Origin of the sequence: Treponema bryantii NK4A124, from assembly GCF_000421345.1 — a bacterium.
In the GTDB taxonomy this organism is placed as follows: Bacteria; Spirochaetota; Spirochaetia; order Treponematales; family Treponemataceae; genus Treponema_D; species Treponema_D bryantii_B.
Genome location: NZ_ATWV01000011.1, coordinates 53,347 through 65,999 on the forward strand (window position 1 = coordinate 53,347; position 12,653 = coordinate 65,999).

Here is a 12,653-nt window from a genome sequence, read left to right on the forward strand (position 1 = left end):
ACTCCTTATATTAATCATGATATGTTGACGGCATATGTTTTCGTGGATTTTCCAATTCCCCACTTCCACCATAACCTGCATATTCACCATTTTTTCTTATTTCATAATGTAAGTGTACTTGTCCATTTGTACCATTATCACTCATATATCCAATTATTTGCCCTCGTTTAACTGCTTCACCTTCTTTTACAATAAAATCAGTATGTTGATATACAGCTGTATCGTTTGTATATGGCAAAGTTATTTCAACTTTCGTACTTCCGGAATTTTCCGTTATTCCACTTCTTAGAACATAACCGTCTGCAGTTGCATAAATTGGATCTCCCTTCGATTTTATTTTTTTTAAATGTTGGAAGACTTTACTTATTAACAATAAGCAGGCCAATGAGCCTGTCAACCTAACAACTGGTTGTACCGTAGCTGGCTTGACTCGCTGTCGGCTACGAACCTTTGTTATAAGATTATTTTGCTTCATATTTTTGCATTAATGCAATGAAGTCTTTTTCATCCTTACGCATCGCGGATTCATTAAAATTTGGATCCTTCTTATACCACGAACACGAACTGAAATATTCTTGCAAATCTTTACTCTTGAAGGTATATCCGTTACGGGCATAAATTAAATTTCTAAAGAGACGTAATTGATTTTTTGGAATTTCTGAATAATCTGGTATCTCATCAGCATTAATCTTAAACAGTTCAGGAAATTTGGCAATCAATACATCTTTAGTTCTTCCTTCTTTATGTTCATATTTTTTACTTGTATATAATTCACCATCAATTCCATTCTTTTCTAAAACATAATGCATATCGCTGAATAACCATATTGCTGCATTGGATGTATCAAGAAAAATTCCATCCAAATTTACTTTATACTCTTTATCATTAATTTGTAGATTGCTCCCATCAATTTGAATTTCTGATGATTTCAAAAAATTTGAAAGTAGAATTTTCATTACATATTCAACATAATCTGAATAACCATATTCGTTATTACTTATTTTTCGATAAAGATAACCTTGATTATCGATACAAAAAATGCCACCATTTCCTGTAATAAATTTATAATTTATAAAATCCTTATTTTGTATAGCATAGCCATCATGAAATCCGGCATCACTATAACATATGTTTTTCTGTAAATATAAAACATCATGAGGTTGTGTTGTTCCGTATTTTCTTGAAGCCCGTAGTGATTCATAGAATTTTTTTGATTGATAAAGTCGTAACTCTAAGTCAACAGGAATGTATGTACCGATATATTCATCTTTGACATTCTTTAATTCAAATTCATCTGCGACTGCAAATAAATTAAAAAAAGGAAATAAAAAACAGATAAAACATACTTTTTTAATATTATTCATTTTTCTCCTTCAAAAGCGCCCCAGTGCGGGCGTCCACATAACTGGTTGTACCGCAGCGGGCTTGACCCGCTGTCGGCTACGAACCTTTGTTAGGCGATTTTTATTTAAGTTACCATTTAAATGAATACATGGTATATTCATCAATCAGTCTACCATCCTTGTCATACGAATAATAATAATTTGTAGGAATTTTGTTAGATTTGTCACAAATACAAATCTTTTGAACTAATTTATTCTTTTCATAAACATATTGGTATATCTGATCAAGATTATTGTTCTTTGTAATTTTTTCAGAAGCAATTAAATTATTTTTGTATGTATATTCGATAACTTGATCTTTAGCCCAAGTTTTATTTGTAGCCTCTTGAACTATTTTAATTAGATTTCCATCTTTGTCATAATTATATGTTTTTATATAATATTCTCTTTGTTCTTTTATGAGTTTTCCATTTGAATCATAATCAAATGTTGTCTGCCGTTTTAGTTTTCCAGTCTGATCATATTCCAATAATTCATAAGGGCCCTTTGATTTTCTGTCTTTATAATGATAGACAAGAGAATACGTTTCATCCATATCTTCATGAATGCCTGCTACATATCTTTTAAGATAAACATCTTCATAATAGTAATATGTTTCACTTCCGGCTTTTCCATATTGAAATTGTTCTTCAATAATTGGAAAGGCATTAACGAAATGAGTAGAAGGTATATATCTGAAACTGTGATAATATTCTTTATATAGTGAATTACTGTCCTGAACAAAACCTACGGAAAGTTTTTTGCCTTTATTGTAAAATGATATTTCGCTGACAACGGTATCATCCCATTTGTTTCCCTTGTATATATCAAGCAGAATGATTTCTATTACATTACATTCAGCATCTGATTTTAATGTAAGTTTTTGAGATTCCATCTTATCTTGTAAAGTAAAATTTTCTTCACTTACACTTTTACCATCAAGTTTTTTGATTACTTGAATTGTTTTTAATCTGTTATTTGCATCAAAGTATTTGGAATCAAAGTATCCATGTTCCAGAACAATACTGTCGATTTTTACAGATTCTTCCAGATAAAAACCAATAAAAACTTTACCTTTAATTATTTTGACATTTTCAATTGCGTATACATTACTAGAATTATTATCAATGGTATTTAACACTGAATATCTTAAGGAATCATTCTGATCAAATAACATATTCTGACATGAAATAGCAGCAAGTTTGATTTCTTGAGAATAAACAGTTCCTAAAAAAAGCAATAAAGTTATACAAAGACTAAATACTTTTTTCATTTTTTCTCCTTAGCAGCCCAGTGGGCTGTCCACGTAACAACTGGTTGTACCGCACGCGGCTTGACCTCGTGTCGACTACGAACCTTTGTTAGGCGATTTATTCTTCTGAAATATAACAATCGGCCGATCCGATCATTATCCATTTCTCACTCCATGTAAAATTATATTTTTCATAGGCTTCACTTTCATTTAATGGTAATGTAATTTTTATTGGTTTTTCAAATATAATTACTACAGGAGTACCTTTGTCAATATATGGGGTATTAGGATGATCAGCTACATAGCCTCCAAAAAGGACATTTTCTGACTCAACAGATAAAACAATTTTATTATTCGAGATAGTCCATTTTCCCTTTATATATTGTATTCTATTTATAGTTTCAGCCGGTTTATATACAAAAGTTTTATCCTTATTTAATTTTAGCAAAGGACCTCTTTGGTCAGCTCCTCCATACCATTCTTCCCATAAGACATCTCTATCTACATAATCATATTTTATAGTTGATTCAGATTCAAATCTTTTAATTCTATTAATAGCAGATTGTTCTAAATCAGTAAAAATAACATTTTTAGTAGTTGGTTTGTACCAATCAAACTGTTTATAGTATTTTGTAAGTTCATCATCTGAGAAAATATATCCTTTCTTTGCATAGAATAAATTCCTAAACAATTTAAGCTCAGTTTTTGATAATACTCCTAATTGAAGATCATTTAGATACGGTTTTTCAATAGCAGAAATATCACCATTTCGAATAATTGTTTTATATTTTTCTAAATCAATTTTATCTGCTGCAGATTGCAAATAATGTGATACGTTATATGTTTCAGGCAATTCACAGTCAATTTCCTTTGAATATTTACTGATTGAAGTATCTTGTGAAAAAGATAAAACACAAAAAAAAGAAATTATAAATAATAAAATAACTTTTTTCATTTTTCCTCCAAGCAGCCCAGCGGGCTGACCACATAACAACTGGTTGTATCGCACACGGCTTGAACCGCTGTCGGCTACGAACCTTTGTTATGTGATGTTTTATTCATTAAAGTAGGTTGCTAATTTATTTTTTGCATACTCGCTTATATCTGTATCTTCAGATGTAGCCATTGTTTTATAGTAATTATATGAAGCTTCTATTTCTCCAAGATTAAAGCAAATATGAGCAAGATTTCCTAGGATTAACATGTCAGATGGATCTAGTTCATATCCTTTTTGGAAATATTTTTTTGCTGTTTCTAAATCGTTTGTAAGCAATGCCGAAATACCTACATCATTATATGCAATTACATCAACAGGATATTGTTCAGCATATAATAATGAGATTTCCTTCATTAATGGAAATGTAGAAGGATTTTTTGTGTTGTACCATTTTAGTATATATTCATGTATAGATTGAGTGAATCCAACATTTGCAGATTTTATAGGTTCATTATTTGACCAAAGCCATGAATCTTTATATTTCTTATTTAGCGTTAGAACATTTTTTATAACATCAGCTTGTTTTTGAAATTCTTCTCGTAAAAAATAAAGATGAGCCTTTCCAAAATACATATCGAGTCGTTTTGGATTGTAGGAAAGGCCTTTATCTATATATTCAAATGCTTTTAAACATAAATTATCATCATATTCGATTATAGAATAAATATATATTTTATCACCGTTTTCATTCTGTCCTTCCATATATTGTCCATTGAAATTTTCAGGTAAGAATGACTCAACATGCATCTGTTCTTTTGATGCTTTCATAAGATACATATTAAAATAACATACATATAATTCTGGATCTTTTTTATTTTTCTTTTCCCAGTTTTGAAGTAATTCTTCAGCTTCTTCATGATTATCTGAATTCCATAAATTCCAGAATTTTTCTGTGTTAGTTTCTGCGAATAATAAATGAAATGTAAACAATAATGTGAGTAAAACAACAAATCTTTTTTTCATTCTTCCTCCAAGCGCCCCAGTGCGGGCGTCCACATAACAATTGGTTGTACCGCAGGCAGCTTGACTGCCTGTCGGCTACGAACCTTTGTTATGTGATTATTCTTTTGTTACGTAGTCGATTTCTTCTTCGATTTTTGAAAGAAGATTTTTCGGAAGCTTTGCAATTTTTTCTTCAAGACGGATTTTATCTACTACAATTATTTGATGAACTAAAGCAACAGAATCTTTTGAAAGACCAGATTCTTTTTTAGGAAGAAAAACATTTCCTCGAAGTTCTGCATTTATAGTATTTGATGTAAGTGGAACAACAACTTTTGTATTAAGATTATCCAGATTTTCTTTATCTGCCTGAATGATTACTATCGGGCGGCGTCTTCCTGGTTCACTACCAAAAGGAATACCGAAATCAAGCATGTATATATCACCACGAGTCATTCTTTACAGTCTCCCATACAGTTGCAAGACTTGCTTCCCGCATCTTTTGTAAAGATTCTTCTTCAGAATATTGATAATTTAAAAGAGAAGTCCGTTTATTTATGTTACTAGCAACAAAGTTGAGCAAATGAATTTGTTCAGCTAAAGAGAAAGTTCGAACTCTATTTTCTACATCTTCAAGAGCATCTGACATACAAGACCTCCATATAATATCATAGCATAAATTTAATGAAAATTGAATTTTTTTTTAATTTCTAACAACCTCTATCTTAGGGTTTCCTTTATCATGTTTTTGCTGTAAAATTTGTTAAATATTTACTGGAACACTAGGTAAATTTAGTTTTTACACAATGAAAAGAAACATTATTTTATTGATAGCATTAATTCTACTATTATCTTGTGAAAAAAAACAATCTAAAAATATAGATGTATATGAAAATGTAAATTCTGAAGAAAAGAATCGGAATGCATTACAAGAGGTAAAACCTATTGAAGTACAAAAAAAGGAAATGTATCCACAATGGGATGATTCGGCTTATGATGATAAGGTTACAATAGAATTTTCGTTATTCACGGAAGAAAAACAAAATTTTTGTTTATATCATAATATTAGAAAAATTGAAGGAATAAATCTTGATAGTTATACAGAGATTAATTCTTGGTGTAAAAAAAATATCGATGATTTAACTGTTGTATGGAATTATAAAAATGGGGCTATATTGTCTTTGGAAACTGAGTCAAATAAATATACAACAAAACGAGGTATAAGGGTTGGAGTGCCTCTTTCAATGGTAATGGATTTGTATGAACAAGATTCAGATGTTTTTAGCTGGAATTATGATAATAATTCATTTTATGAAATTGATTTGAAAGAAGATAATTTATTTTCGTTATATTATTCGGAAGAAGGAATCTCAATTGATGCAGCCAATTTCATTGATGAAGAAATTATGACTTTAATTTTCTACGCAACTGATGGTGTAATAACTAAGATAGAAATAAAATGCGGTAGTTGATGCATATAATAAAGAAAGTAAGAAACCTTAAATTTGTTAGTACAAGGTACTTTTACCTTACAGGGTGAAGACTTTTTTTGGGAAACAACAATTGCAAAAGGAAACTAATCAAAAATCTCATCAAAAAATTACAAATGCAGCTTTACATCCAGGCTAATCTGATAACCTTTGCTTTGCGGGAAGAAGGAGCCGATGAGGGTTGTGTTGATTGGGATGGCGGAAAGTTTTCCCAGGGTGATGTTTAAGTCCAGGTTGAGAATCATATAAAAGGCATAGGTGTAGGAAATGTCGGTAAAGACTTCTGCAAGGTAGTTTTCGTGGCGGATGTCTGGCAGGCGGACTTCTGCGGTGTTGTAAACGAGGGCCATGTTGTAACCGAACCATAGGCCGGCACGACGGGTATAGAGAACTGCAGGAATTATGCTGTCGTGCATTTCGTAGCCTATTAATAAAACTTCTGAACTGGCCTCCAGGGCTGTACCGGCTTTGTTTACAAACTCCGCCTTGAGGAGGGCCGGCATGCTTATTACCAGATTCTTTATATTATGCAGGGGATTAAGACGGGGAATGGCTATTGTTGCAAAGAAGCCTGCATTCAGCTGAGTTATTTCTTCCATGCTGTCTGAGAGGAGATTTTTCTGCTGGGCATTTGTAAGTTCCTCTTCGCGGCTGATTTCTTCGTTTCCTTCCTGTTCTTCACGAGCCTGTCGTAACAGCTTTACCTCGTACATGTCCCACATTGAATAAATGCGAAGGCCAAGAGTTAGTCCCCTCTTTTCAAAAACTGAATAACCGTACTGATGGATATTTGTATACTGAACTTTCATGGAAAGCTGGGACAAGGCATAGGCTTCTTCTAAAGAAGGCCAGTCTGCAAGGCTTGGCCGCAGCTCTGCCTGGGTCTGGTCGTAATAATCTGTTGATATTGAATAAAAATACTGGACGTCGAAAATGAGACGGCGCAGGGCTATGCCAAGCGGTATGCTCCACTGCCCTCCTGCGGCCAGTTTTAATGTATATTCTCCCTCGAGATTGCAGTTGAAAATTGTGCCTGCCCTGAGGAAAACTGGTGTAGAAGAATTTTCCAGATAAAAGGCTGCAGACTTATCTTTGCTGATGTCCTGAGACTCTTCCCTTACCTTTGCTACGTAAGACGAAGGTATGTTACTTGTCCAGGAGAAATCGAGGGGGAGATAGGTCCAGCCACCGGAAAGAAGCATGCGGGTATTTGAACAGGGGTCTGTCTGGCTTTCAATTGTGAGCCCAAGGCCCGGCCAGTAAAAATTTCCTTCTGTAAGGTCTATCTGCTTTAGGGAGAAAAACGGCAGGAAGGAAAAATCCAGCATATACTTAAAAGGATTGTAGCGGCGGATTTTATAGTCGGAAAGTGCAGTTTCCGGAATAAACTGATTGCTGTAGAAAACTTCGTTTCTTATGTCTGTTTTCTGAATGCTTCCGTCTTCCAGAGGCAGGTCGCTGAAAGGAAGTCTTGCCAGCTGATTAATGTCGAACTTTTTTGAGCTGTAAACTATTGTCTGATCTTTCTGTGAAAGAACTGCGTAGTTCATGCCGCCAGGGACATCGGCTGCAGCAAGTTTTACGCTCTGAGGTTCGAAGGATTCTGTGAGATAAATAAAACCTGTTCTGGCGAAAGAGTGCAGACCCGGTCTTGTAAAAGAAAAAGTGTAAAAGGGCTGGTCTGAGGCTGGAGACCAGGCAAGCTGCTGTATTCTGAGCGGGCTTGAAGCAGAATCTGCAATTATCCATTTTGATTCAAGTCCATTGCCTTCGAAAGAAAACCTGCAAAGGAAGCGTGCATTTCCTTCGGCAAGAATGTAAGAAATATAACCCTCACCTGCATAGACTGGCGAAAAAGGAATTCTGTTTCTTTCAAACTGACATTCGTAAAGCTTTATAATATCATCATCTTCTGCATCGTCTGCCGGCAGTGTATAGACTTCGAGTTTTGCAAGTGAATCTTTTACATTTACTCCGGCCACTGCCATTCTGCCCTTTGAATCTGTAACAATTGCAACATCGCGGAGCTCGTATCTGGCATCTAAAAAGCGCCGCTTTTTTAAATCAAAAATCCAGGTATAATAACTTGAAAGACCTTCCATCTGGCGGGCCTGACTATAGGATACTGAAAGATAACGGCCATCCGGCGAAAGGGACATGCGCTCAACATTATCTGCAAGAAAAAGCAGCTGTCGCATTTTAAAAATGTTTTTCTTATCAAAGATATCAACTTCGTGTCTGATTCTGTCATACCAGACTGTTCCATACTCTGTTATAAGAAGATGCTCGTAATTTGCCTCTCTATCTCTTTTATCAGTTTCTGCCTCTATAAGATTTTCCGGTAGAGGTACAGAGGCTTCAAATTGTGTCCACAATTCATTCAGTGTAATTTCATAGGTTTTTAAAAATACTCCCCGGGTCAAAAGCGGATTCAGTTTTCCACTTTCCTGCCAGAGCTGAGCATATTTTTCTACTCCGTAAGTATTCATTAAAAAGGCTGCAAAGCCGGCACCTGCGGCATAGGCAAGTTCTTCTCCAGGATAGGTATCGCGGACTGCTATAATCTGTGTCCACTTTGGAAATTTATTTTCGAGCTTTGCCTGGGCGAGAATCTGAAGAAAATATCCGTCATTAAGGCGGCCTTGTCCGGCCTCTTCACTCTCTGCAAGATATGCGTTTCCTTCTATAAAAGAATAAGGCATATTAAAAAGGGCAACCGGCTGATATTCTTCTCCCACAAGCCATTTTGAAATAAACTGATTAAAAGGATCTCTTATGGACTGGGTCAGTGCCATATATATTTCGCGGTAAAAAAGTGAAAGCAGAGTATCTTCAAAAAGAGCTGTATCGTAATTTGCCGGAGAATCAAAAATGATTATACGGTTATAGGGATAGGCTGTATAATCAACCGAAAGTTCATCGGAATCTGGTGAAATAATTACCGGCATTCTTCTGTTGATTTTTGAATTGAGTTTTTCTGCGGCTTTTGCATAAAGCAAGTCGGCCTGCTCTACAAGCACCAGGGCTGTTTCTTCGCTTTCTTTTGAATAGATGATATCGAAATGTTCAGTTTTTATCAGGAACATTTTTCGGGGGCGGCTAAGCACGTTAGCCGCAAAAAGTGTTTGAGAAAAAAACAAAAGTAAAAGAAACAGCCCTAAGCTTTTATTTACAGAATTCTTCAAGTACACTCTTGTAAATTGCAAGTCCTTCGTCAATTTCTTTGTCTGAGATATTGAGCGGTGGGAGGAAGCGAACAACGTCGCTGCCCGCAGTTGTAGTACAAAGTCCTTTTTCAAGACAGCGTACTTCAATATCAAAAGGCTTAATGCTCGGGTCAATCTGAGTTCCAATCATAAGGCCGCGTCCGCGAACATCCTTAACAATAGGAAGATTCCAGCTTGAGATTTTTCCGCGGATATAGTCACCTGCATGATTTACTCTGTCGAGGAAGTCCGGGTCGCTTACAGTTTCAAGAACAACAAGACCTGCGGCACAAGCAAGAGGGTTTCCTGCAAAAGTAGACTGATGGTCGCCTGCTACAAAAACATCTGCAGCCTTTCCGCGGAAGAGGCAGGCTCCCATTGGAACGCCGCCTGCAATTCCCTTGGCGAGAGTTACAACTTCAGGCTTAAAGCCAAGCCAGTCGCTGGCAAGATAAGTACCTGTACGTCCAACGCCTGTCTGAACCTCGTCTGCCATTACGATTGCGTCTGCAGCGCGGGCAGCCTCGGCCGCAGCCTGAGCCCATTTTGGATCTATAAGATTTACACCACCCTCGCCCTGAATACACTCGATAAAGAGGGCTGCGGTTGTGTCGTCAAAAGCATCTTTGAGAGCATCAAAATCATTTGCCTTAATTGTCTTAAAGCCTTCCGGATATGGAGCAAAGCAGTCCGGGTGGAAGCGGTTCTGACCGGTTGCTGTAAGGGTTGCAAGAGTTCTTCCGTGGAAAGAAGATTCCAGAGTAACAATAGTTTTGCGCTTGTCGCCGCCGTTGAGCTGGCCGTATTTGCGGGCGAGCTTGATGGCTGCTTCATTTGCTTCGGCACCTGAGTTTCCGAAGTAGCCGCGCTCAAAGCCGGTTACCTGCAGGAGCCCCTTTGCAAAGTCCAGTCCTACATCAGAAAAATAGTAGTTTGAAATATGGATCTGACGGCGAGCCTGGCGTGAAATTGCCTTAACAAGAGGCTTGTAGTTGTGGCCAAGGCAGTTTACTCCGATGCCGGCAATAAAGTCGATGTACTTTTTGCCATTTACATCCCACATTGTTGAACCCTTTGCTTTTTCAAAGGTCACGTCGAAAGAACCGTAGTTGTTTACAATTAATTTTTCCATATTTCACCGTCCTTTGGTTCGGTGGTTTCGATACGGCTTTCAGCCTACTCAACCACCGTATAAACGTCCTTTTGCCCGGTGGTTGAGTGCGAGCATAGCGAGCGTATCGAAACCACCATAACGTATAAATATGCAGAAATTATGGCAAATTTTGAATAAAAATGCAATATAAAATCAGTGGTTTCGATACGGCTTTCAGCCTACTCAACCACCGTGGTTAGTTCTTTTTCGCGTGCTTTATCTTTTTTTCTTCGTAAAGCACCTTATCGGCCGCCTTCAAAAGCTCCTTCAAATCAGCATGTTCTTCATCAAAATCAACAGGGCCAATACTGATGGAAAGAGTAAAAGGAAGACCTGCTTCCTGCGAGAATTCTTCGTTCAAAGACTTAAAACGCTCGCGAATCACATCAACCTTGCGGGCCGGAAGACATGGAGCTACAACTCCAAACTCATCACCGCTCAGGCGGCCTACCATGTCTGAATCGCGGAAGGCAGCACGCAAAACCTTAGCTTCGGTTTTAATGGCGAGGTCACCAATTTCGTGCCCATAAGTATCGTTAATAGTTTTTAAGCCGTCTAGATCGCAGAAGAAAACAGAACCTGTCTGACCGGCCGCAACAGAAACATCGAGCAGCTGCTGACCATATTCGTAAAAGCCGCGCCGATTGAACAGCTTGGTAAGCTCATCAGTTTTAGATTCAAAATTAAGATTCTGATTTTTTTCTGCAAGAATAGCCTTCTCCTCTTCCTTCTTTGAAAAAACATAAGAATGAACGAAGGAGTTTACAAGAATCTTAAGGAAGATTGTATAAACCGGATAGTTGCTTGTAGGAAAGCGGCAGACCAGATATCCGTAATTTTCACTCTGCAGGAAAACAGGCAGAACAAAATAATTTCCTCTGGCAAAGTTTTCAAGTCGACCAGGCAGTATTTCATCTTTTGGGGAGAATTCTATTCCGCCCTTTTCATAATAGTTTTCCTTCACTTTTGCTTCATTGTCTACCAGAAAAAGCAGGCGGGCCTTATCCGGCATTTCAAAATCATCTTGTGGTGAAAGATCAATCGGCTCGTCATAAATACACATGGCAAGCATTCCGATATGCACAACATTAAGATTGTTTACTACGGTATTAAAAAATTCATGAAGGCGGGGAACGGTATCGGTCATTGTCAGCAAATGGAAGATTGTTGCCATATCATTTATGCTGTTGCTAAATAGCTTGAGACCAGACATCTGCGTAACTGAAGACTCGCACAGTTTGCCTTCCACATCAAGATAGCCCTTATCCTTCACAGTTTTAGGAATGCAACCGCAGGACTGCCTGAACATTGGGAAAGACTGAATTACAGATTTTTGAGCAGGCTCTTTTCCGCACAAAACATCATAAACAAGTTCTGCAGCCTTGTAGCCGGTCATAGCAACACTCTGACTGATGGTAGAAAGCATAGGGTCGCAGTTAGTTGCAACTTCAGCATTGTCAAATCCAAAAACAATAACATCACCAGGAATTGAAATTCCCAGTTCTGAAAAAATACTTACGCAGCCGGCCGCCATATAATCGTTGGCACAGAGAATGGCCTCAAAAGGAAGCTTGTCACCCTTTTTAATTTTTTCCTTAAAACAATCGTAGGCAGATTTTGGAGTAAAATCCCCGTCGTAAATCCAGTCCTCATTTACCTCAAGACCAAACTTTTTCATTGCCGCACGGAAGGCATTTTCTCTTTCCTCTGATTCTGGAGAATGAGTAAGAGAAGCATTCATAAAGGCAAGTTTTGTTTTATTATGTTTTTTGATAAGGTGCTCAACTATCTGCTCGTAAGCCAGGTCACAGGCAACCGTAGTATAGTGATTTCCCGGAAGGGTCAGCGGATTGGAAACAGAAATAATCGGAATCGGCAAAAGACACTCGAGCGCCTTTGTAAGCTCCTCAAGGCTAATTGAATTAAAATAAGTGTTAGTTACAACTATCGCTGCATCAATATTTTTTGATTTAAGCAGTTCAACCGAGGTCCAGTACTGATACTCATACTGAAAGCGCTCATTATGCGGCGAACTTGTTGTCGAAATAATAACGTGAACATCATCCTTATCCTTAAAAAAATCGGTGATGCCATCCGTTACGACAATATTGTATTCAACTGTAAGATCATAAACTAGTACAGCGATGTTTTTCATAAATTCTATTATACTACCGTTTTAGTAGATTGATAAAGAATTTTTTTGTTAGTAAGAGGGGGAAGTCTCCCCCTCG

Annotated in this window: 11 protein-coding genes; 1 reads left to right on the top strand and 10 read right to left on the bottom strand. The window is 37.0% G+C overall.

All coding sequences use genetic code 11. The features are described from left to right. Positions 1 to 10: 10 nt before the first annotated feature. The 7 genes from G626_RS0111470 to G626_RS0111500 all read right to left on the bottom strand — a co-directional run bounded on the left by G626_RS0111470 (position 11) and on the right by G626_RS0111500 (position 5,222). A complete protein-coding gene (locus tag G626_RS0111470) occupies positions 11 to 475 on the bottom strand; it encodes a M23 family metallopeptidase (protein WP_022932930.1) in 465 nt (154 codons plus the stop codon). Next, positions 462 to 1,364, bottom strand: a complete 903-nt coding sequence (locus G626_RS0111475; protein WP_022932931.1) for a YARHG domain-containing protein — start codon at positions 1,362 to 1,364, stop codon at positions 462 to 464. Before G626_RS0111475 ends, G626_RS0111470 begins: the two co-directional genes overlap by 14 nt. 109 nt (positions 1,365 to 1,473) lie before the next feature. Next, entirely contained in the window at positions 1,474 to 2,655 is a 1,182-nt protein-coding gene (locus tag G626_RS0111480; protein ID WP_022932932.1) for an NADase-type glycan-binding domain-containing protein, read from the bottom strand. A 97-nt stretch (positions 2,656 to 2,752) separates the two neighbouring features. Next, positions 2,753 to 3,589, bottom strand: a complete 837-nt coding sequence (locus tag G626_RS17640; RefSeq protein ID WP_022932933.1) for a YARHG domain-containing protein — start codon at positions 3,587 to 3,589, stop codon at positions 2,753 to 2,755. A gap of 99 nt (positions 3,590 to 3,688) precedes the next feature. Further along, on the bottom strand, positions 3,689 to 4,594 hold the full coding sequence (locus tag G626_RS0111490) for a tetratricopeptide repeat protein (protein WP_022932934.1): 906 nt from the start codon (positions 4,592 to 4,594) through the stop codon (positions 3,689 to 3,691). Between the two features lie 96 nt (positions 4,595 to 4,690). Beyond that, positions 4,691 to 5,029 (bottom strand): type II toxin-antitoxin system PemK/MazF family toxin, encoded by a 339-nt coding sequence (locus tag G626_RS0111495; RefSeq protein WP_022932935.1) that lies wholly within the window; start codon positions 5,027 to 5,029, stop codon positions 4,691 to 4,693. Then, complete coding sequence (locus G626_RS0111500) at positions 5,016 to 5,222, bottom strand: hypothetical protein (RefSeq protein WP_022932936.1); 207 nt, start codon at positions 5,220 to 5,222, stop codon at positions 5,016 to 5,018. Before G626_RS0111500 ends, G626_RS0111495 begins: the two co-directional genes overlap by 14 nt. A gap of 157 nt (positions 5,223 to 5,379) precedes the next feature. Between G626_RS0111500 and G626_RS0111505 the strand changes: the two genes are divergently transcribed. Further along, positions 5,380 to 6,045: a hypothetical protein gene (locus G626_RS0111505; protein WP_022932937.1), complete on the top strand. Its 666-nt coding sequence runs from the start codon at positions 5,380 to 5,382 to the stop codon at positions 6,043 to 6,045. Between the two features lie 128 nt (positions 6,046 to 6,173). On the opposite strand, the gene G626_RS0111510 is transcribed toward G626_RS0111505, so the two are convergent. The 3 genes from G626_RS0111510 to G626_RS0111520 all read right to left on the bottom strand — a co-directional run bounded on the left by G626_RS0111510 (position 6,174) and on the right by G626_RS0111520 (position 12,577). Then, the gene (locus tag G626_RS0111510; protein ID WP_022932938.1) at positions 6,174 to 9,248 is read right to left on the bottom strand and encodes a hypothetical protein; all 3,075 of its coding nucleotides are present in this window, start codon (positions 9,246 to 9,248) and stop codon (positions 6,174 to 6,176) included. Next, positions 9,229 to 10,401 carry an acetylornithine/succinylornithine family transaminase gene (locus G626_RS0111515; protein WP_022932939.1) on the bottom strand — a complete coding sequence of 391 codons (1,173 nt, stop codon included), beginning with the start codon at positions 10,399 to 10,401 and terminating at the stop codon, positions 9,229 to 9,231. Before G626_RS0111515 ends, G626_RS0111510 begins: the two co-directional genes overlap by 20 nt. Before the next feature lie 217 nt (positions 10,402 to 10,618). Beyond that, positions 10,619 to 12,577 carry a substrate-binding and GGDEF domain-containing protein gene (locus G626_RS0111520; RefSeq protein WP_022932940.1) on the bottom strand — a complete coding sequence of 653 codons (1,959 nt, stop codon included), beginning with the start codon at positions 12,575 to 12,577 and terminating at the stop codon, positions 10,619 to 10,621. Positions 12,578 to 12,653: the final 76 nt, after the last annotated feature.

Coding starts and splice junctions, on each gene's coding strand:
- G626_RS0111470 (WP_022932930.1), bottom strand. CDS start 475: ATGAAGCAAAATAATCTTATAACAAAGGTTCGTAGCCGACAGCGAGTC.
- G626_RS0111475 (WP_022932931.1), bottom strand. CDS start 1,364: ATGAATAATATTAAAAAAGTATGTTTTATCTGTTTTTTATTTCCTTTT.
- G626_RS0111480 (WP_022932932.1), bottom strand. CDS start 2,655: ATGAAAAAAGTATTTAGTCTTTGTATAACTTTATTGCTTTTTTTAGGA.
- G626_RS17640 (WP_022932933.1), bottom strand. CDS start 3,589: ATGAAAAAAGTTATTTTATTATTTATAATTTCTTTTTTTTGTGTTTTA.
- G626_RS0111490 (WP_022932934.1), bottom strand. CDS start 4,594: ATGAAAAAAAGATTTGTTGTTTTACTCACATTATTGTTTACATTTCAT.
- G626_RS0111495 (WP_022932935.1), bottom strand. CDS start 5,029: ATGACTCGTGGTGATATATACATGCTTGATTTCGGTATTCCTTTTGGT.
- G626_RS0111500 (WP_022932936.1), bottom strand. CDS start 5,222: ATGTCAGATGCTCTTGAAGATGTAGAAAATAGAGTTCGAACTTTCTCT.
- G626_RS0111505 (WP_022932937.1), top strand. CDS start 5,380: ATGAAAAGAAACATTATTTTATTGATAGCATTAATTCTACTATTATCT.
- G626_RS0111515 (WP_022932939.1), bottom strand. CDS start 10,401: ATGGAAAAATTAATTGTAAACAACTACGGTTCTTTCGACGTGACCTTT.
- G626_RS0111520 (WP_022932940.1), bottom strand. CDS start 12,577: ATGAAAAACATCGCTGTACTAGTTTATGATCTTACAGTTGAATACAAT.